The sequence below is a fragment of the Comamonas sediminis genome (assembly GCF_041107495.1).
GTDB lineage: Bacteria > Pseudomonadota > Gammaproteobacteria > Burkholderiales > Burkholderiaceae_C > Comamonas > Comamonas sediminis.
Genome location: NZ_JBGBDC010000005.1, coordinates 168,608 through 188,755 on the forward strand (window position 1 = coordinate 168,608; position 20,148 = coordinate 188,755).

Genomic DNA, 20,148 nt, shown 5'->3' on the forward strand with positions numbered 1-20,148 from the left:
CGACCTACCCTCGTTTTTAAATTCTGCTGATCCGAGACCCGCCATGAACCACTCCCACCCCGACCATCCCCCGGCGCAGCCCGCTGCCCCGGCCCCGCCTGCCGGCGGCAGCTTTGCCCCCTTGCAGCAAAAGCTGTTTGCCGTGCTATGGATCGCCACCGTCGTCGGCAACACCGGCAGCTTTGTGCGCGATGTGGCCAGCGCCTGGCTGATGACCGACCTGTCGCCATCGCCAACGGCAGTCGCGCTGGTGCAGGCGGCAGCCTCGGCCCCGGCCTTTTTGCTGGCCATCCCGGCAGGCGTGCTGTCCGATATCCTGGACCGCCGCAAGTTTCTGATTGCCATCCAGGTGCTGCTGGCCTGCGTCAGCATCACCTTGATGACCCTGTCGGCGATGGGCATGCAGACCGTGGGCTCGCTCGTGGCACTGACCTTTCTGGGTGGCATTGGCGCCGCGCTGATGGGCCCGACCTGGCAGGCCATCGTGCCCGAGCTGGTTGCCAAGCGCGACCTCAAGTCAGCGGTGGCACTCAACTCGCTGGGCATCAACATTGCCCGCGCCATTGGCCCGGCTTTGGGTGGTGTGGTGCTGGCCGGCCTGGGTGCCTCGGTCACCTACGGGGTGGATGTGATCAGCTACGCCTTTGTGATTGCGGCGCTGCTGTGGTGGCCGCGCCCCAAGGCCGAGCAGGACGACCTGAGCGAGCGCTTTGCAGGCGCCTTCCGTGCCGGCCTGCGCTATGCCCGCTCCAGCCGCGAGCTGCATGTGGTGCTGCTGCGTGCCTTCCTGTTCTTTGCACTGGCCAGCTCGGTCTGGGCGCTGCTGCCCCTGGTGGCCCGCCAGCTGCTGGACGGTGGTGCCGGCTTCTACGGTGTGCTGCTGGGCGCCGTTGGTGTCGGTGCCATTGGCGGTGCCTTCCTGCTGCCCAAGCTGCGCGCCCGCCTGTCGTCCGATGGCCTGCTGCTGATGTCGGCCCTGGTGTCGGCTGCCGTGATGGCCTTCCTGGCGGTGTCGCCGCCCCAATGGGCTGCCGTGCTGGCGCTGCTGCTGCTGGGCCAGTCCTGGATCACCGCGCTCACCACGCTCAACGGTGCCGCCCAGGCCATCCTGCCCAACTGGGTGCGGGGCCGTGCGCTGGCCGTCTACCTGACCGTGTTCAACGGCGCGATGACTTTCGGCAGCCTGAGCTGGGGCTTTACCGCCAAGGCCCTGGGAGTGCCCAACACCTTGCTGGCGGGTGCTGCTGGCCTGGTCGTGATGGGGCTGATCGCCCACCGCATCAAGCTGCCCGAAGGCGAGGCCGACCTGGTGCCGTCCAACCACTGGCCCGAACCGCTGACCGCCCACCCGGTCGACAAGGACCGGGGCCCGGTGATGATCCAGATCCGCTACCACGTGGCCAAGGACAACCACGCCCCCTTCCTCAAGGCCCTCGCCCGCCTGTCTGCCGCCCGCCGCCGCGATGGCGCCTATGCCTGGGGCATTGTGCAGGACACCGCTTCCGAGGACCACTTCATGGAGTGGTTCCAGGTGGAATCCTGGGCCGAGCACCTGCGCCAGCACAAGCGGGTGACCCATAGCGATGCCGATGTGCAAAGCGAAGTGGCGCAGTACCACCAAGGCAGCGAACCCCCGGTGGTCCAGCATTTCCTGTCGGTGAACCACCCCGCCCAAGGCCATGCCTGACCATTGAACCTGGCCACCCAGGCTGCCCACCGGCCGCCTGGGTGCTGCGTTTGAAAGGGGCCTGCACGCCCGCCGCTGCCGCCGGGCGTGCAGCCGCCTCAAAGCCGATCAGCCGCGCTCAAAAGCCTGCGCACATTGCCAGCCCAGCGCTGCCAGCGGGCCGGCCTTGGCACCGGTGGCCACGGCATCGGCAGCAGCGGCCGTGCCATCGGCAGCGCGCTGCGCAATGCCGTAGAGGATGGCGGCCATGCGGAACAGGTTGAAGGCCAGGTAGTACTCCCACAAGGGGCCCGGGTCGCGGCCCGTGCGCTCGGCATACAGCGCCAGGTATTGGCGCTCGTCAGGGATGCCCAAGGCCGCCAGATCACAACCCCCCATGCCGCGCCACAGCGCAGGCGGCACGCGCCAGGCCATGCCGTGGTAGGCCAGGTCGGCCAGCGGATCGCCCAGGGTAGACAGCTCCCAGTCCAGCACGCCGATGATCTGCGGCTCGCTGCGGTGCCAGACGAGGTTGTCCAGCCGGTAGTCGCCATGCACCAGCGTGGTCTCCTCGGCCTGCGGCAGATGCAGGGGCAGCCAGTCCATCAGCTGCTGCATCGCAGGGTCTACCGGCACGCGCAGCTGCTGGGTCTGCTGGCTCCAGCGCCTGGTCTGGCGCGCCACATAGCCGCCCGGGCGGCCATAGCTGCCCAGGCCCAGCGCAGCCGGGTCCAGCTGGTGCAGCGCGGCAATCACGCGGTTCATCTCGCCATACAGCGCGCCGCGCTCGGCGGGCTGCATGCCGGGCAAGGCCGGGTCCACCAGCACCCGGCCGTCCAGAAAATCCATCAGGTAAAACGGCGTGCCCAGCAGCCCGGCATCGTCGCAGTAGGCCAGCATGCGGGGCACGGGTACGGCTGTGCCGGCCAAGGCCTGCATCACCTGGTGCTCGCGGTCGATCGCATGTGCACCGGCCACCAGGCTGCCCGCGGGCTGCTTGCGCAGCACCATCTGCCGGCCGCCCACCTGCAGCTTGTAGGTGGGGTTGGACTGGCCGCCCGCCAGCACGCTGACGGCAACCGGCTCCCCATTCGACAGGCCCAGGCCGTGCAGATAGGGCTGCAGCCGCTGCGCCAGCGCCTGCGGGCTGTGGCTGGCAGCGCTCACAGCGGGCGCGGCGCTGCGGGCACCGCCTGGATGGTCGCGGGCACGCCGCGCTCGGCCTGCGCATCCTTCTCGGCCGCCTGCACCAGCTTGCGCGCCATGCTGAAGCGGTGCACTTCGCTGGGGCCGTCGTAGATGCGGAAAGCGCGCATGTCCATGAAGATGCGCATCACCGGGGTCTCCATGGTCACGCCCTGGCCGCCCAGGATCTGCACGCAGCGGTCCACCACGCGCCATTCGGCCTCGGAGCAGACCACCTTGGCGCGGCTCGATTCATAGCTGCCCTGCTCGCCCTGGTCCAGCAGCCAGGCGGTGTGCCAGATATGCAGGCGCGCGGTGTGCAGGTCCATGTCGTTGTCGGCCAGCATAAAACCGACGCCCTCGTGCGATGACAGCGGCTTGCCAAAGGCCGTGCGGCGGCGGGCATAGGCCAGCGCCACATCCTGCGCGCGCCGGGCCTGGCCCAGCCAGCGCATGCAGTGCGTCAGCCGCGCGGGCGCCAGGCGCACCTGGGCATAGCGAAAGCCCTTGCCGACCTCGCCCAGAATGGCGCTGGCGGGCACACGCAACTTGTCAAAACGCAGCACGCCGTGGCCGCCGGTAAAGCAGGCATCCATCGCATCCATCGAGCGCTCCAGCGTGATGCCGGGCTGGTCCATATCGCTCAGAAACATCGTCGCGCCACCGTCTTCGGTGCGGGCCATGATGATCGCGTAGTCCGCCCCTTCGGCGCCGGTGATGAACCATTTCTGCCCGCTGATCAGGTAGTCATCGCCATCGCGCACCGCCACCGTGGCCAGCGCGGCCGGGTCGGAGCCGGCACCCGGCGCGGGCTCGGTCATCGCAAAGCAGGAACGCAGCTGGCCCGCGACCTGCGGGCGCAGCCAGCGCGCCTGCTGGGCCGGGGTGGCCACCGCCTCCATCAGGTGGATATTGCCTTCATCGGGCGCATGGATGTTCAGCGCCGTCGGGCCCAGCCAGGAGTAGCCGGCCTCTTCAAACACCACCGCCTTCTCGACATGGGTGAGGCCCAGCCCGCCCAGCTCGCGCGACGCATGGGGCGTGAGCAGGCCGGCCGCGCGGGCGCGCCCGACCAGCTCGCGGCGCAGCGCCTCATCGGGGCCATGGCGGCTTTGCCGGGCATCGTTCTCTAGCGGTATCACCTGCTCGGCGATAAAGGCGCGGGTCTTGTCGCGCAGCGCCAGCAGTTCGGGGGACAGGGAAAAATCCATGGTGCGGTCTTCGGGTAAGGGGGCCTGCAAATGGTGCCATGCGCCGCGTGCCAGGCCGTCACAGTTGAGACAGAGCGGCCCGGCACTGCACACCAGCGCCTGCCCAAGACGCCCTGGCGTCGTACCCCGGACTTGGAGATGGGCTATAAACAAAGGATGCCCATCCAAGCCGAATCTGCAGCTCTTACCCCCGTGGCCACCGCTGAGGCCTATACCCGCCACCTGCCGCTGGCGGGCACCACCAATTTCCGCGATCTGGGCGGCTACCAGGGCCTGGACGGCCGCACGGTGCGCTGGCGCAAGCTGTTCCGCTCCGACCACCTGGCCTTGCTCAGCCCCGAATCCCAACTGCAGCTGCTGCGCGAGCTGGGCGTGGCCCGCTCGGCCGATTTTCGTGGCCAGCGCGAGCAGACGGTGGACCACTATGCGATCGACGGCCTCCAGCACCACTCGCTGGCCATCGAGCCGACCCTGGTGCAGCGCGCCTTCAGCCTGATGCAGCAGGGCCAGCGCCTGACCCCCGCCCACACGGTGGAGCTGATGCAGGACACCTACCGCAGCTTCATCCACGACCATGCGGCCCCGTTTGCGCAGTTCTTCGAGATGCTGCTTGACAGCGATGCGCCCATCGTCTTCCACTGCACCGCCGGCAAGGACCGCACCGGCTGGGCCGCCACCTTGCTGCTGACCACCCTGGGCGTGCCCCAGGATGTTGTGTTGCAGGACTACCTGCTGACCAACGACTACTACCACCGCCCGGCCGAAGCCGTGGCCGCTGCCGCCCACATCCCCGAGGACGTGCTGCAGGTGCTGTGGCGGGTGCAGGAGCCCTTCCTGACCGCCGCGATCCAGCCGGTGCTGCAAGACTACGGCAGCATCCCCAACTATGTGGAAAAGGTGCTGGGCGTGGATGCAAAAGCCCAGCAAAAGCTCGCGCAGATGTATCTGGAATAATCGGTTGTTCCTTCGACCCACGGCCATCCCGCTGGCCGCCCGCCGATGAACAATCTTCCCTCCTCCCCGCGCCCGCCGGGCGCCTTCCGTTGGACAGCTCGCCAGATCGCACTGGCCAGCCTGCTGGTGCTGGCCGTTGTGCTGTGCTGGCTGCCGGCTTTTCAGACCATGGCCGACCGCTATGTGGATGACGGCCTGCAACGCTCCCTGCTCAGCTTTGCCACCGCCCGTGCGCTGCACAGCGTCGTCTCGGTGCTGCAGGGCACCGAGCTGGCGGTGCAGCCCATGGGCGTGGGCCTGACCTTGACCCTGGGCCAGGTGCTGGCCCCCATCAGCGACCTGGTCGCCCAGTTTGCCGACTGGATGCTCTGGGCCAGCATTGCGTTTGGGCTGCAAAAGCTGCTGCTGTCGATGGGGGGCAGCTATGGTGTGACGGGGCTGCTCAGCCTCATCGCACTGGCCTGGCTGCTGCTGCGCTGGCGCCAGCAGGCGGTGCCGACCTGGCTCAGCCGCTTGCTGGTGGTGCTGCTGTTCACCCGGCTGGTGATGCCCGTCACCATCATCGGCAGCGAGGCGCTGTTCCAGCACTTCATCGCGCAGACCTACCAGGAAAACCAGATCGCCACCGAAGGTGCGGTGGGCCAGCTGCAGCAGTTTGATGTGCGCGCCCCGGCCAAGGCGCCAGCTGCGGACGCAGCCACGCCGACCCCGCCGGCCAGCCCCGCCGTGGCGCCGTCATCCAGCCTCTGGGAGCGCTTCAAACTATGGGGGCAGCAGGCCCAGCAATCGGCCAGCCAGGCGGCATCGGGGGTGCAGGATCTCGTGCGCAACCCGGGCGATGCGCTGCGCGACAAGCTCGGCGAGCTGCAGCAGCAGCTCGACCAGCAGGTGGAACGGCTCGTGACCTTGATGGTGGTGTTTGCGCTGCAGACCCTGGTAATACCGCTGGTGCTGGTCTGGGCGCTGCTGCAGCTGTGCAAGGGCTTGCTGGCGGGGCCACGCCAGCCAGTTGCCAAATCGTAGGAGCAGGCTCGCTTACAGCGCGGCGTGCCATTGCGCAATCGCTGCGCCCACCTTGGCCATCACCTCGTCGCTTTGCGCGGTCGTGCGCTCGCCGCCGGTCAGGTAGGCGGTGATGATCAGGCCTTCCGACGCCGCATGGGGCCAGGCGATCAGGCAGTCGTTGGCGGTGCTGTGGGCACCGGCACCGGTCTTGCCGCCCACGCGCCACTCCGATGGCAGGCCCGCGCGCACGCGCTTGTCGCCGGTGCGGCTGTCGCTCAGCCATTGCTGCAGCATCGCGCGGCCATAGCCCTTGAGCACATCGCCCAGCAGCAGTGCCTGCAGGGTGGCCTGCATCGCACGCGGCGTCGTGGTGTCGCGCGGGTCGCCGGGCTCTGCCGTGTTGAGCAGGGGCTCGATGCGGTCCAGGCGTGTCGCCTTGTCGCCCAGGGTGCGCAGCCAGGCCGTCAAGGCTTCGGGCCCGCCGCTGGCGCGCAGCAGCAGGTTGGCGGCGACGTTGTCGCTCAGCACCACAATCGCCTCGCTCAGCTCCAGCAGGCTGATGCCGCCAGGCTGGTCCTTGTACTTTTCCGTCACCGGCGCATAGGGCACCATGTCGGCCGAGGTCACCAGCACCTGCTGGCCCAGGTCGAGCGCACCGGTCTGCCCCAGGTACAGCACATGGGCGGCCAGCAGGGTCTTGAAAGTGCTGCACATCGGAAAGCGTTCATCGCTGCGGTAGCCGGCCTCGCCACCGGTCTCGGCATCGAACGCATAAACGCCCAGGCGGCCACCGCTCTGGGCTTCAATCAGGGTCAGCGCCTTGTGCAAGGCACGGTCGGCACGGGGATGGGCAGACTGGCGGGATGCGCATCCGGCCAGGCCAAAAACGGAGCCGCTACCCATGACCAGGGTGGCGGCTACAAAGTGGCGTCGTTGCATGGTTTTGCTCGGTAGAGGTGGTTGTCATCCCGGAGGATGGATAGCTACCGAGCATACCCCGGCCCAGGGCCTGGCGACACGATATGGCGCAAGCTTTGCGGCGCCCGGGCAACAGGCCCGGAACGCGCTCAGGCCTTTTCGATCTTCAGAGCGACCTCGTCGAGCAGCGCAGCGATCTTGTCGATCTGCTCGGCCGACAGCGCCGTCTCGCCGTCACCGGCCATCTTCAGGCGCAGGGCCATCTTGAAGTTCTCGATCGCACGCACCAGCTGCGGCGGGCGCTGGCGGGCATCGCGGTCCTTGCCACGGGCCAGGCGCGTCAGCAGCAGCTGCAGTGCATCGGCTTGCTCGGCCAGGGCCTGCTCGCCTTCGGCGGTGATGGTGTAGCGCTTGCGGCCGCCTTCGGATTCGCTGGCCGTTGCGTGGCCCATGTCCACCAGGTAGCTCAAGGTGGGGTAGATGGTGCCGGGGCTGGGCTGGTAGTCGCCGCCGACCAGCTCGCCCACGGCGCGGATCACGTCGTAGCCATGGCTGGGTTGCTGGCCAATCAAATGCAGCGCCAGCAGCTTGAGGCCGCCGGCCTCGAACATGCGCTCGCGCTTGTGCGCTAGGTGGCGCGCAGCGTCCGGCCCGTGGCCATGGCCGTGCGGGCCGTGGCCGGGTCCATCGCCATGGTGGCGCGGCCCGCGGCCAGGGCCGCCCTCGTCGCCCATATGGCGTCCACGGGGGCTGTGCAGGTGATGGTGGTGCTGAAAGTGGTGATGGGGATGTGGCATCTGTGTTCCTTTACTAAGATGCATCTAAGATATATCTTTCAACCAAAGATTTCAAGCGGGTTTTTGTAAAGATATATCTTTATCCTTGGCAACTTCATGCTCCACGTCGATGTGCAGAAGTCCTGACATTGATATATGTGCTCAGTGGTTTACATTTACACACAACGAAATGAGAGCGAAGGAGATGGGATGGCCGTGCTGATACCTGCACTGAGCAGCTGCGCTGGAAGGATGACCGGAGGAGAAAAGCGCTTGGCCGAGCGTTTGCAGCAAAAGCTGGATGCCGACTACCTGCTCTGGTGGGATGTGCCTATCGGGCCCAGGCAGACCCGGCCAGACTTCGTGCTCGTGCACCCCCGTCGAGGCGCGCTGATTTTGGAGACCAAGGACTGGCATCTCAGCACGATTCGCAAGGCCACCCGGGAGTACTTCGAGATTTTGGCCAGTGACAGCCCACAGCCCAAGGTGGTGATGAGCCCGCTGCAACAGGCGCGCCACTGCGCCATCCAGGTCGTCAACGCCTTGGAGCGCGATGCTCAATTGGTACAGACCGATGGCGACTACCAAGGAAAATTGGCTTTTCCCTGGGGCCATGGTGTCGTGCTCACCCGCATCAGCAGAAAGCAATTTGAACAAGCGGGGCTGGATGCGGCCATTCCGAGCCATCTGGTGATCTGCCAGGACGAGATGCAGGAAGATGCTGATCCGGAGGCCTTCCAGCAGCGGTTGTGGGCGATGTTTCCCTACCGGTTCAAGCAGACCATCACAGCCAGCCAGCTGGACCGTATCCGGTGGCAGCTTTTCCCGGAGGTGCGCGTTCCCCAGCAGCAGCATTTGTTTGGCGGCGATGCTGGCGACCCTGCAGAAGATCTGCCGGACATCATGCGCGTAATGGACATACAGCAGGAACAGCTGGCGCGCAGCCTGGGCGACGGCCACCGCGTCATCCACGGCGTAGCGGGCTCGGGCAAGACCATGATCCTAGGCTACCGCGCCGAACATCTGTCTCAGACCCAGGGCCCAGGCAGCAAGCCCATTCTGGTGCTCTGCTACAACGAGCCTCTGGGCATCAAGCTGGCGGCCAGCATCGAAGCCAAGGGCTTGCAAGACCGTGTGCATGTACGCCATTTTCACAAGTGGTGTCGCGACCAGCTCGTCGCCTACAACCAGCTCCCAGAAGGCAGCAATAACTGGCCTCCAAGCAAGGCCATGCGGGAGTTTGAGCAGTGCCTCATCCAGGGCGTAGAAAGCAAATCGATACCCACAGGTCAGTACCATGCCATCCTGATCGATGAAGGCCATGATTTCGCACCCGAATGGCTCAAACTCGTCACCCAGATGGTGGACCCGAGTACCAATAGCCTGCTGCTGCTCTACGACGATGCTCAGAGCATCTACGACCGGGGACAAAAGCGCAATTTCAGCCTGAAGAGCGTGGGAATCCAGGCAGCCGGCCGAACCACCATCCTCAAGATCAACTACCGCAACACCAGGCAGATACTGCAGCTGGCACACCGTGTAGCCGGTGACATGCTTGTGCAGGAAGATGCCAAGGATGACGACGGCATACCATTGCTCAAGCCTTTGAGCTGTGGCCGCGAAGGTCCTGACCCGGTCATCATCGACATGCCCAGCTTGGCCCAAAGGGCTGCACGCGTCGCGGAACTCCTAGCGGATCAACATGCACAAGGCATGGCCTGGGGAGAGATGGCCGTACTCTGCCGCCACAAGGACGAGCTCTTGGTTTGCGCCGACGCGCTGCGCCACCGGAATCTGCCTCACCGCGTGCGTGAGCGCTCCGGGCAGTTCAAGCCTGAAGAAAACGCCATCAAACTGATGACCATGCATGTCAGCAAGGGCCTTGAATGGCCGGTGGTAGCGGTGGTCACCAGCGATGTAGAGCGCAAGGCCAAGGACGTGCATAAGGACGCTGCGCTGGAAGCCCGGTTGGTCTACGTTGCGTCGACTCGCGCAACGCAACACCTGATTTGTTGACGCTGACAAGCGGCTCGGAAGGGATATATCGACGCCTTCATGCCAGAGATATATAAAACATATACAATCCGCATATGTTTTATAGAGGATCGCCATGGGCATCGTCAAAATTTCCGACCCGATGCATGAGAACCTGCGGGTCGCGGGCGCGGCGCTGAGCCGTTCTATCAATGCGCAGGCCGAGCACTGGATGCGGGTGGGCATGCTCGCCGAGATGTACCCCGATCTGGATCACCGCGCAATCTGCCAGGTGCTGGTGCAGGCGGAGCTGGACGGCGGCCTGGATATCCATTCGCTGGTGGCCAAGGCAAGGATGGCGGCATGACGCAGCGCATCACGCCTGTGCATACCGCCAGCGAGCTGGCCAGTGCGCGCCAGGCCGCGCAGCTGGCGGCCGAGGTGCTGGAGATGATTGCACCCCATGTGGTGCCGGGGGTCAGCACCGCGGCGCTGGATGCCATTTGCCACGACTACATCGTGAACGTGCAAAAGGCGGTGCCGGCCAATCTGGGCTACCAGGGCTACCCCAAGACCATCCTCACCTCGGTGAACCATGTTGTCTGCCATGGCATTCCGTCCGAGGACCGGGTGCTGAAAAAGGGCGACATCGTCAACATCGATGTCGCCGTCATCAAGGATGGCTGGTTTGGCGACACCAGCCGCATGTACTTTGTCGGCACGCCCAGCATTCTGGCCAAGCGCCTGGTCGAGACCACCTACGAGGCGCTGCGTGCCGGCATTGCCCAGGTGCGGCCGGGCGCCACCCTGGGCGATATCGGCCATGCGATCGAGACGGTGGCCAAGGGCGCGGGCTTTGGTGTGGTGCGCGAGTTCTGCGGCCATGGCATTGGCCAGACCTACCACGATGCCCCGAATGTGCTGCACTACGGCAACCCGGGCGAGGGCCTGGTGCTGGAGGCCGGCATGCTGTTCACGATCGAGCCCATGCTCAATGCCGGCAAGCGCCAGGTCAAGACCTTGGCCGATGGCTGGACCGTCGTGACCCAGGACCATTCGCTGTCGGCACAGTGGGAGCACATGGTGGCGGTGACGCCTGATGGCCATGAGGTGCTGACCACCTGGCCGAACGGCACCGGCAGCTACGCACCGGTCTGAGCCTCAGTTCGCTTGGTCGGCCCCGTCAGCAGGCCGTGGATCGATATCGACCACCAGCCGCTCCGGCTCGACCAGCGCATCGAGGTGCTTGCAGGCCCATTTGCTGTGGCCATCGATGCCGGCCACCGTGTGGCCGTCGGCGATCACATCGCCGTGCTCGACCAGGTAGACGCTGGTATTGAACACAAAGCGCGAGACTTCAGCAGGGTCCAGCTCGGAGAACAGCAACTGCACATCAGGCACGCCAAAGGTGGCGCCGCCCAGGCTGTCCATCAGCATCTCGCCGGGGCGGTTGCTGATGTTGAAAAAGCGCACATTGACGACGCCGTAGTAGACAAAGCCGTCGGCATGGGCCTGCAGGTAGCGCTGCGGGTTCAGCAGGCAGCCGGCATTGGTCTGGCTGATCGCCGTGACGCCCCCGTTCTCGATCAGCACATGCATGACCGCTTGCAGAATCTCCAGCCGCTCGGGCACTGAAAGACCTCTACCCATGAACTCGCTCACCAGCACGCAGTGCTGGCACTGGGCCAATGCGCTTTCTTTCTCGGGCCAGTCCCAGGTCTGCTCCAGCGCGCTGGCGTAGTCGGTGGGGTCCATAGCCTCGCCTGCGCGGATGATCGCGATCTCGCTGGGCACCCCTTTTTTGTCGCTGTAGTCCACGCAGTAGTCGCGCAACGCCAGCAAGATGGTGTCGCCGTCTGCGACCAGATCTACCGCGCCCAGGCGCTCTGCCAGCGCGGCGCGCAGGGTTTCGCCATCCAGCATCGCCGGCTGGGCGTACAGCGCTTCAAAGGCCCACATATCGGGGGCCATGCGGGGCTCGGGATGGGGTTGTTCCATTGGCGTGCCTGGGCAGTGAAAAGGGTCGCATTTTGCCATGCCAACACGACGCCTATAGCACCTGGGCTTTTGCCTTCAAGCCTATGATAGGCATTCACAATGATAGAAACCAAACTAGGAGGAATCAAAATGGATAGCAACGATTTGGAGTATGTCGGCTTTTGGCCGCGCGTAGGGGCAGCGCTGATCGACTCGTTAGTGCTTCTGGTGCTCTTGATACCGGCGCTCTACCTCGTGTACGGTGGGGACTACTTCCTGGACGAGGGGCTGATAAAAGGCCCTGCCGATGTGCTGATCAGCTGGGTGCTGCCAGCAGTCGCCTATATCTGGCTGTGGCACAAGCTGCGGGCTACGCCAGGCAAGATGCTGGTGGGTGCCGAGGTGGTGGACGCCACTACTGGCGAAACCATAAGCCTTAAGCAAGCGGTCATCCGCTACCTGGGCTACTTCCTGTCAACCGCGCCGCTGTGCCTGGGCCTCATCTGGGTCGCATTCGACACCCGCAAACAGGGCTGGCACGACAAAATTGCCGGCACGGTGGTGGTGCGCCGCAAGGGCGGACGCACCGCACAGGTAGCCTTCAAAGGGCAGCAGCCCGAATAAGACTGGCACCTCCTCAGTGCCAGCCTTGGCGCCTTAATCCAGATGGGTCAGCAGGTGCAGCCAGAAGCGTGCCCGCATCTCCAGGGTGGATACCAGGATGTGCTCGTACACCGTATGGGCGCCGTCGCCATCGGCTCCCAGGCCGTCCAGCGATGGCACGCCCATGGCCGAGGTGAAGTTGGCATCGCTGCCGCCACCGGTAGGGGGCGCTTCTTCCAGCGCAAAGCCGGCCTCGCGGGCCGATTGCTGGGCCTTGGCCAGCAGCGCTTCGGCGCGCGCGTCCTTGACCATTGGCGGGCGGTTCACCTCCACATCGATATCCAGCGCCAGGCCTTCGCCGACAGGGCGCAGTGCGCGCATCTTGCCCACCAGCTCATCGGCAGCCTGCAGATCGGGCAGGCGGAAATCGACCACGCACTTGCAGAAGGCGGGCACGGTGTTGGTGGTGGTGCCGCCTTCGATGGTGCCCACGCTCACGGTCACGCCACGCTGGTAGTCGGTCATCGCTTCCAGCGCCAGGATCTGGTGCGCCATTTCGCGGATCGCGCTGCGGCCCTTGTCATGGGCGACGCCGGCATGCGATGCCAGGCCCTTGACGCCCAGGCGCAGCATGCCGGTGCCCTTGCGCGCGGTCACGCAGCGGCCGCCATTGGCACGGGCAGGCTCGGCCACCAGGCAGTAGCGGGCATGGCGGGCAAAGGCCTCGATGTGCTTGCGTGATGCGTGGCTGCCGGTTTCCTCGTCGGGCACGATCAGCAGGTCCACCGGCAGCGGGGTGCTGCCCGGCGTGGCCACCGCGCTCAGTGCGGTCAGTGCCAGGTAGATGCCCGCCTTCATGTCGTAGCCGCCGGGGCCGTAGAGGCGGTCGCCTTCGATGCGGATGGGGTTGTCTGCCAGCATGCCGATGGGGTGCACGGTGTCCGCGTGGCCCAGAATCAGCAGGCCTTCACGGGTATCGCCCTCGGCGCGGTTGGTGATGTGCAGCACGGGCAGCACCGGGCCGGGCGCATGCTTGCCCTCGGCCTGGGTCTCGATCACCGTGGCACGCAGGCCCGCCGCTGCGGCCTGGGCGCGCATCATCTCGACCATGCGGGCGATCGATGCGGGGTTGTTCGATGGCGATTCGCAGCGCATCCATTCCGAGATGCCGTCCACCAGTTGTTGCGTTGTTGCTTGCATCCTTGTTCCTTGGGTCTTGTCGAAAAGTGATCGGTGGGAGTCAGGCGGTCACGCGGCCGGCCCAGGGGGCCAGCCAGTCCGCATCGGGCATGCGCCCTTCAAACCAGAGATGGGCGCAGACATGGCTCATGGCCTCGCCATCGTGGCCGATGCCTGCGACCTCATGCAGCTGCCAGGCCAGCGGCATGCCCAGCCGTGCTGAAGCCTGCAGGCCGGCTGCGTAGTAGTGGCGGGCACGGGCAAAGCGGTGCGGGCCCTGGCGCAGCGCGGCGGGCTCGGCCGGCAGGTTGGGGTCCTGGGTGTCGGTGTCGCGGTCGCCCGCCAAAATGACCAGCGGGGTGCGCAGCAGCCGGGCCAGCGCCCCATCGGCCAGGCCAATGCCGGCCAGGCCTTGCGGAAAGTCCTGCTGGGCATCGGGCAAGGTGTACCAGCCCGGGTTGCCCGCCGCCACGCCGGCAAAACCGTCGGCGCCCAGGGTGCTGACCAGGCGGTGCACAAACTGGCCGCCGGCCGAATGGCCAAACAGGTAGAGCGGCTGCTGCTGCACCACCCCGGCATCGCGCAGCTGCCGGACCAGATTCATCACCGCCTGGTAGGCCCAGTAGTCACGCGGCTGCAGGTCGCCCTCTTCGCTCCAGACGCTGCCGTTGTTGTAGCTCTCCACCCCCGGCCAGTGCGCGTTGCCAAAGGTCGGCGCGATGATCTGCAGGCCATAGCGGTCCGCAGCGGGCATCCAGAAGTCGCGGTAGTCGTCGCCATTGCGCAGCACGCCGTGCTGCACCAGCACCACCGGCGCATCGGCGGCCACGCCTTCGGGGCGGTAGCAGTTCAGGGTGATCGGCAGGTAGAGCGCGCCGTCACCGGCTTGCCAGTCGATGGCAAAACGGCCGTGCTGCCGGGTAAAACGTTGCCAGTCCATGCGGTGGTGTTCCTTGTAGCCGTCCAGGCGGTCAGTCCAACAAATGGCAGGCGGTCACATGGCCGGCTGCCGTCTCGCGCAGGCGTGGCACCTCCTGCTTGCAGCGCTCCATCGCATGCGGGCAGCGCGGGTGGAAGGTGCAGCCCGAGGGCGGGTTCAGCGGCGAAGGGATCTCGCCCTTGATAGGGGTGAACACGCGCCTGCGCCGGCCCACATCGGGCACCTCGGCCAGCAGCGCCTGGGTGTAGGGGTGCTGGGCCTGGCCAAAGATCTCGGCGGTGGGCGCCATCTCGACGATCTTGCCCAGGTACATGATGGCCACCTTGTCGGAGATGTGGCGCACCACGCCCAGGTCATGGCTGATGAACAGGTAGGTCAGGCCGCGCTGGGCGCGCAGGTCCATGAACAGGTTGATCACCTGCGCCTGGATGGACACATCGAGTGCGGCCACCGGCTCGTCACAGACCAGGAACTCCGGCGTCACCATCAGCGCGCGGGCAATGCCGATGCGCTGGCGCTGGCCGCCCGATATCTGGTGCGGCAGGCGGGCGCGGTACTCGCTGGCCAGGCCCACTTCGGCCAGCGCGGCATCGACCTTTGCGGGCACCTCGGCCGCAGGGGCCAGCTTGTGCACATGCAGTGCCTCGCCCAGAATCTGGTGCAGCTTCTGGCGCGGGTTGAGCGAGGCCTGCGGGTCCTGAAACACCATTTGCACGCCCAGGGTGTAGGCCAGCTTGTCCTGGCCGCCCAGCTGGCTCACATCCTGGCCCTGGTAAAGCAGCTTGCCTTCGGTCGCAGGGTGCAGGCCGGCCACAACGCGGCCCAAGGTGGACTTGCCGCAACCGGATTCGCCCACCAGGCCCAGCACCTCGCCCTTGGCGATCTGCAGGTTGACGCCGTTGACGGCATGCACGGTGCGCGTCTGCGCGGGCTGCCGGGCGACGGCGCCGACGATTTTCTGCAGCAGGTCGGGCGCGCTGACAAAGCGCTTGTGCACATCGCGCAGTTCAATCACAGGGGGGGTCATCGCGGTCATGCGGCAGGTGCCTCCAGCGGTACAAAGCAGCGGAATGCGCGGCCGGGAATGGTAGTGACGGGGGGCTGCTCATCAACGCAACGCGGGATGGCGCGGCTGCAGCGCGGCGCAAAGGCACAGCCGGGCACGCGGCCCGACAGGCTGGGCGCCATGCCGTTGATCTGCGTCAGGCGCTCGCCTGGCGTGGCCTGGGCGGGCAGCGAATTGAGCAGGCCCTGGGTGTAGGGGTGGCGCGGGGCATCCAGCACCTCGGCAACGGTGCCGGTCTCGACAATGCGGCCGCCATACATCACGGCCACCCGGTCGGCCAGCTCGGCGATCACGCCCAGGTCGTGGGTGATCCAGATCAGCGCTGTGCCCTGGGCCTGGCAGATCTGCTGCATGCGGTAGAGGATCTGGCCCTGGATGGTCACATCCAGCGCCGTCGTGGGCTCGTCGCAGATGATCAGGTCGGGGCGGTTGAGCATCGCAATGGCAATCGCCACGCGCTGGCGCATGCCGCCCGAGAACTCATGCGGGTAGCTGCGCAGGCGCTTCTCCGGCGCGGGGATGCCGACCATCGCCAGCGCCTCCACGCAGCGCTGCAGCGCCTGCGCCTTGGGCAGCTTCTGGTGCGCGTCGATGGCCTCAAGCATCTGCTCTTCGATGCGCAGCACCGGGTTGAGCGTCATCAGCGGATCCTGGAAGATCATCGCGATGCGGTCGCCGCGCAGCTTGCGCATGGACTCGGCCGACAGCGCGCGCAGGTCCTGGCCCTTGAACAGCACCTTGCCCTGGGTGACTTCGCCGGGCGCATCGATCATGCCGAAGATGGAGAAGCCGGTGACCGACTTGCCCGAGCCGGATTCACCGACCAGGCCCAGGATTTCACCCGCCTCCAGGCGGATATCGATGTCGCTGACGGCGGGCCATGCGCCCTCTTCGGTGTGGAACACCGTCTGCAGATCTTGTACTTCAAGCAAAGGGATAGTCATTACTTCCTCGGGTCCAGAGCTTCACGCAGGCGGTCGCCGATCAGGTTGATCGACAGGATCAGGGCCAGCAGCGCCAGGCCGGGGAACATGCTGATCCAGTAGTCACCCGACATCAGGTACTGAAAGCCGTTGGCAATCAGCAGACCCAGCGAGGGCTCGGTGATCGGCACCCCCACGCCCAGGAAGGACAGGGTGGCTTCGAGCACGATGGCATTGGCAATCTGGATGGTGGCAAACACCATCACCGGGCCCATGCAGTTGGGCAGCAGGTGGCGCGTCATGATGCGCCAGCCGGGGAAGCCCAGGTTCTTGGCCGCCTCGATGTATTCCTTCTTGCGCTCCTGCAGGGCACGGCCGCGCATGATGCGCGCGTAATGCGCCCACTGCACCATCACGATGGCGATCACCACCTTGTCCACGCCCCGGCCCAGAATGGCCAGCAGCACCAGCGCCACCAGGATGGTGGGAAAGCCGAGGATGAAGTCGACGATGCGCATCAGCACCGTATCGACCCAGCCGCCAAAATAGGCGGCGACCAGGCCCACCAGGCTGCCGATGATGGTGGCGAGCACCACGGCGCTCAGGCCCACCAACAGGCTGATGCGCAGGCCATGCAGAATGGCCGAGAGCATGTCGCGGCCCTGGTCGTCGGTACCCAGCCAGTAGGTCATGCCCGAAGCGGCTTCGGACATCGGCTTGAGGCGGCCGTCCATCAGGTCGAGCGCGCCCAGGTCATAGGGGTTTTGCGGCGACAGAAACGGCGCCAGCAGCACCACGGCCAGCAGCAGCACGAGGGCAATCACCGCACCCTTGACGGAGGGCTTGCTGCGCAGTTTCTTCAGGATGGCACGCCGCTGGGGCGTGTCTTGCAGGGGCTGGGCCCGCTTGCTGGGATCGATGGTCATCAGGGATTTGTCGGGCTGCATCATGGGGCCTCCTGCAGCTGTACGCGCGGATCCAGCACGGCATAGGCCAGGTCCACCAGGAGGTTGATCATCACGAAGATGAAGGTGACCAGCATCACATAGGCCACCACCACCGGGCGGTCGAGCTTGTAGATGCTGTCAATCAAAAGCTTGCCCATGCCGGGCCAGGCGAAGACGGTCTCGGTGATGGTCGAGTAGGCAATCAGGGTGCCGAACTCCATGCCGATCACGGTGACCACGGGGATCAGGATGTTGCGCAGGATGTGGCGGGTCAGGATGCGGCGCTCGCTGATGCCCTTGGCGCGCGCGAACTTCACATACTCCTGGGTCTTGGCCTCCATCACGCCGGTGGCGGTGAGCCGCAGCACCAGCGCGATATTGCCCAGCGCCAGGTTGATGGCTGGCAGCATCACATGGCTCCAGCCATCGGCGGTGAACAGCGACAGCGGCACGCCCAGCACATTCACCGTGTCACCCCGGCCCGACGACGGCAGCCATTGCAGCCAGACGGCGAACATCAATATCAGCATCATGCCCTGCCAGAAGTTGGGCAGCGAAAAGCCCAGCACCGAGCCGCCCATCAGGCTGCGGCCCAGCGGCTTGTCGTTGAAGAGGCCGGCCACCAGGCCCAGCGGAATGCCGATCAGGCAGGTCAGGCCAATGGCCACCACGACCAGCTCGAAGGTGGCCGGAAAGCGCTGCACGATCAGCTCGATCGCAGGAATGCCATGCACAAACGAGGTGCCCAGGTCACCCTGGAAGGCGCGCGTCAGAAAACTCCAGTACTGCAGCCAGACCGGCAGGTCCAGGCCCAGGCGCTGGATCATCGCCTGGCGGTCTGCATCGCTGGCCTCGGCGCTCACCAGCAGCTCGATGGGGTCGCCCACCGCGTAGACCGCCATGAACACCACCAGCGAGACCGCCAGCAGCACCAGAAAACTTTGCACCATGCGGCGCAGGATATAGACGATCACATTACGTCCTCAAAATTAGAATGCCATGCGCTGTCACCTGCATGGTTGTCGCCCTCTGTGGAGTCTTTTCATCGGGGGGCGTACAAAATCACAAAGCCCGCATGGCCCCACCACTGGAGCTGGATGCGGGCCATGCCAGGGACCGGGCCTTGCGTTGCGCCCGGTGTGGCATCAGCTTGCTATTTCGGTTTGACCGACATGGCCAGCGTGTACTGGTCGCGTCGGCCTTCGTAGCTCAACCCTTTCTTGAATGCCCAGATGCTGCTCTCGAAGTGCAGCGGAATCAGCGGTACGTTGGCCAGCGCAATCTGCGTGGCCTGCTGGTAGGCGGCCTTGCGTGCGTTCGCGTCCATCTGCGACATCGCCGGTACAAACACCTGGTCAAACGCGGGCAGGCTAAAGCCGCCGTAGTTGCTGGTGCCCAGGCCCTTGTCCTTGTCGGTGGTGGCCACCCAGTACTGGAACAGGCCCGAGGCCTCACCGTTCTCCGAGGGCCAGCCGCCGATCGCGAAACTGAACTCACGCTTGGCGCGCTTGGGGAAATAGATGGCTGCCGCCTGCGCATCCACCGTGGTCTTGATGCCGATCCGCGTCAGGTACTGGGCCACCGCCTGCGCGATCTGGCCGTCGTTGATGTAGCGGTCATTGGTGGTGGTCAGGGTCAGCTCAAAGCCTTGCGGGTAGCCGGCCTCGGCCAGCAGCTTCTTGGCGCCTTCGGGATCGAACTTGATCTCGGTCGGCTGGTCGAGGCTGCCGAACATGCCGGTGGGCATGTACTGGTTGGCGACGGTGGCCATGCCATCCATCAGCCGCTGCACGATCGCCTTGCGGTCAATGGCCATGTTGATGGCCTGGCGCACACGCAGGTCCTGCAGCGGGTTCTTGCCATCGGCAGCCTTGGCAAACGGGCTTTGCGCGCGGCCCGCGTCCGGCTGGAAGAAGACCAGCCGGGTCGAGGGCGTGGCGACAAAGTCGAGCTTGCTGTTGTCCTTGATGCGCGGCAGGTCGCGCGCAGCGGGGCTTTCGATGATGTCGTAGTCGCCGGACATCAGGCCTGTCAGGCGCGGGCCGGCATTGGGCACAGGCACCATCTTCACCGTCTTCCAGTGCGGTTTGCTGCCCCAGTAGCCTTCATTGCGCTCCAACTCGATGCCAGTGCCCTTGACATAGGACTTGAGCTTGTACGGGCCCGTGCCGATGGATAGCTTGCCGGTGTTGAAATCAGCCACCGTGGGCCAGGGCGAGGTGACGCCGCAGCCCTCCTTGGGCGCAAAGCGCAGCTTGTCGAACTTGGCGATGCCGCTCCAGATGATGGGCAGCGAACGCGCCAGCTCATTGGGCATCGTCGGGATGGGCCGCTCGCTCTTGATGATGACGGTGTAGTCATCGGGCGTCTGCACATCGCTGAAGCTCTGGGCCGGCTCCATGTAGGAGCGCGAAACATTGGTCTCGTTGTTCAGCACGCGGCACAGGGTGAACAGCACATCCTTGGAGGTGAAGGGCTCGCCATTGGAGAACTTCACACCCTGGCGCAGTTTCAGCTCCCAGGTGTTGTCATCGATGGCGCGCCAGGACTGGGCCAGGCCCGGGACCAGCTCCATCTGCGCATTGCGGTTGATCAGCGACTCGAAGACATGGGCCGAGAACGCGTCGTTGGTGGTGACCTTGTGGTAATGCGGGTCAGCGGCGGTGGGCTCGGAGGCGAGGCCGATGGTCAGCGACTGGGCGGCAGCCATGCCCGCAGGCAGGGCCAACGCAGCCAGGCTGGCCAGCGACAAGGGTGTGCGGCGCGAGATCTTCTTGATAGACACAGGTCGTTCCTCCTTGGTTAAAAGCCTCGTAGGGCAATG

General features: G+C 65.6%; 19 protein-coding genes. 7 read left to right on the forward strand and 12 right to left on the reverse strand.

The genetic code is table 11. The features are described from left to right. Positions 1–43: 43 nt before the first annotated feature. Positions 44–1,687, forward strand: coding sequence for an MFS transporter (locus AB7A72_RS12955; RefSeq protein ID WP_369460217.1), 1,644 nt, complete (start codon positions 44–46; stop codon positions 1,685–1,687). A 108-nt stretch (positions 1,688–1,795) separates the two neighbouring features. Here the strand turns inward: AB7A72_RS12955 and AB7A72_RS12960 are convergent, their stop codons facing one another. Further along, positions 1,796–2,833 carry a phosphotransferase family protein gene (locus tag AB7A72_RS12960; RefSeq protein ID WP_407064980.1) on the reverse strand — a complete coding sequence of 346 codons (1,038 nt, stop codon included), beginning with the start codon at positions 2,831–2,833 and terminating at the stop codon, positions 1,796–1,798. Next, complete coding sequence (locus AB7A72_RS12965; protein ID WP_369460218.1) at positions 2,830–4,062, reverse strand: acyl-CoA dehydrogenase family protein; 1,233 nt, start codon at positions 4,060–4,062, stop codon at positions 2,830–2,832. The genes AB7A72_RS12960 and AB7A72_RS12965 overlap by 4 nt, the downstream gene beginning before the upstream one ends. 156 nt (positions 4,063–4,218) lie before the next feature. On the opposite strand from AB7A72_RS12965, the gene AB7A72_RS12970 reads away from it, so the two are divergent. Continuing rightward, on the forward strand, positions 4,219–5,016 hold the full coding sequence (locus AB7A72_RS12970; RefSeq protein WP_312412093.1) for a tyrosine-protein phosphatase: 798 nt from the start codon (positions 4,219–4,221) through the stop codon (positions 5,014–5,016). 45 nt (positions 5,017–5,061) lie between these two features. Beyond that, positions 5,062–6,039 (forward strand): hypothetical protein, encoded by a 978-nt coding sequence (locus AB7A72_RS12975; RefSeq protein ID WP_369460219.1) that lies wholly within the window; start codon positions 5,062–5,064, stop codon positions 6,037–6,039. Positions 6,040–6,051: 12 nt separating this feature from the next. Here the strand turns inward: AB7A72_RS12975 and bla are convergent, their stop codons facing one another. Further along, positions 6,052–6,960, reverse strand: coding sequence for a class A beta-lactamase (gene bla, locus AB7A72_RS12980; RefSeq protein ID WP_239809880.1), 909 nt, complete (start codon positions 6,958–6,960; stop codon positions 6,052–6,054). Between the two features lie 128 nt (positions 6,961–7,088). Beyond that, complete coding sequence (locus AB7A72_RS12985; RefSeq protein ID WP_312527843.1) at positions 7,089–7,736, reverse strand: PadR family transcriptional regulator; 648 nt, start codon at positions 7,734–7,736, stop codon at positions 7,089–7,091. Between the two features lie 189 nt (positions 7,737–7,925). Here AB7A72_RS12985 and AB7A72_RS12990 point away from each other — a divergent pair, with 189 nt between their 5' ends. The 3 genes from AB7A72_RS12990 to map all read left to right on the forward strand — a co-directional run bounded on the left by AB7A72_RS12990 (position 7,926) and on the right by map (position 10,847). After that, the gene (locus AB7A72_RS12990; RefSeq protein ID WP_369460220.1) at positions 7,926–9,731 is read left to right on the forward strand and encodes a DEAD/DEAH box helicase; all 1,806 of its coding nucleotides are present in this window, start codon (positions 7,926–7,928) and stop codon (positions 9,729–9,731) included. A gap of 94 nt (positions 9,732–9,825) precedes the next feature. Further along, the gene (locus tag AB7A72_RS12995) at positions 9,826–10,056 is read left to right on the forward strand and encodes a ParD-like family protein (protein ID WP_133856246.1); all 231 of its coding nucleotides are present in this window, start codon (positions 9,826–9,828) and stop codon (positions 10,054–10,056) included. Next, a complete protein-coding gene (gene map / locus AB7A72_RS13000) occupies positions 10,053–10,847 on the forward strand; it encodes a type I methionyl aminopeptidase (protein ID WP_312450986.1) in 795 nt (264 codons plus the stop codon). Before AB7A72_RS12995 ends, map begins: the two co-directional genes overlap by 4 nt. A gap of 3 nt (positions 10,848–10,850) precedes the next feature. Here the strand turns inward: map and AB7A72_RS13005 are convergent, their stop codons facing one another. Further along, positions 10,851–11,687, reverse strand: coding sequence for a DUF4261 domain-containing protein (locus AB7A72_RS13005; protein ID WP_369460221.1), 837 nt, complete (start codon positions 11,685–11,687; stop codon positions 10,851–10,853). Between the two features lie 129 nt (positions 11,688–11,816). Here AB7A72_RS13005 and AB7A72_RS13010 point away from each other — a divergent pair, with 129 nt between their 5' ends. Then, entirely contained in the window at positions 11,817–12,290 is a 474-nt protein-coding gene (locus AB7A72_RS13010) for an RDD family protein (protein WP_312450989.1), read from the forward strand. Between the two features lie 33 nt (positions 12,291–12,323). Here the strand turns inward: AB7A72_RS13010 and AB7A72_RS13015 are convergent, their stop codons facing one another. The 7 genes from AB7A72_RS13015 to AB7A72_RS13045 form a co-directional block, all read right to left on the reverse strand. Then, the gene (locus AB7A72_RS13015) at positions 12,324–13,469 is read right to left on the reverse strand and encodes a M20 family metallopeptidase (RefSeq protein ID WP_239809885.1); all 1,146 of its coding nucleotides are present in this window, start codon (positions 13,467–13,469) and stop codon (positions 12,324–12,326) included. 40 nt (positions 13,470–13,509) lie between these two features. Then, complete coding sequence (locus tag AB7A72_RS13020) at positions 13,510–14,388, reverse strand: alpha/beta hydrolase (RefSeq protein ID WP_369460222.1); 879 nt, start codon at positions 14,386–14,388, stop codon at positions 13,510–13,512. A 31-nt stretch (positions 14,389–14,419) separates the two neighbouring features. Next, on the reverse strand, positions 14,420–15,424 hold the full coding sequence (locus AB7A72_RS13025) for an ABC transporter ATP-binding protein (protein ID WP_369460223.1): 1,005 nt from the start codon (positions 15,422–15,424) through the stop codon (positions 14,420–14,422). Next, positions 15,421–16,398 carry an ABC transporter ATP-binding protein gene (locus AB7A72_RS13030; RefSeq protein WP_312412115.1) on the reverse strand — a complete coding sequence of 326 codons (978 nt, stop codon included), beginning with the start codon at positions 16,396–16,398 and terminating at the stop codon, positions 15,421–15,423. The genes AB7A72_RS13025 and AB7A72_RS13030 overlap by 4 nt, the downstream gene beginning before the upstream one ends. Further along, positions 16,398–17,324, reverse strand: coding sequence for an ABC transporter permease (locus tag AB7A72_RS13035; RefSeq protein ID WP_312528277.1), 927 nt, complete (start codon positions 17,322–17,324; stop codon positions 16,398–16,400). The genes AB7A72_RS13030 and AB7A72_RS13035 overlap by 1 nt, the downstream gene beginning before the upstream one ends. After that, positions 17,324–18,298: an ABC transporter permease gene (locus tag AB7A72_RS13040; protein ID WP_239809889.1), complete on the reverse strand. Its 975-nt coding sequence runs from the start codon at positions 18,296–18,298 to the stop codon at positions 17,324–17,326. The genes AB7A72_RS13035 and AB7A72_RS13040 overlap by 1 nt, the downstream gene beginning before the upstream one ends. Positions 18,299–18,477: 179 nt before the next feature. Further along, positions 18,478–20,094, reverse strand: a complete 1,617-nt coding sequence (locus AB7A72_RS13045) for an ABC transporter substrate-binding protein (protein ID WP_239812798.1) — start codon at positions 20,092–20,094, stop codon at positions 18,478–18,480. Between the last annotated feature and the right edge of the window lie 54 nt (positions 20,095–20,148).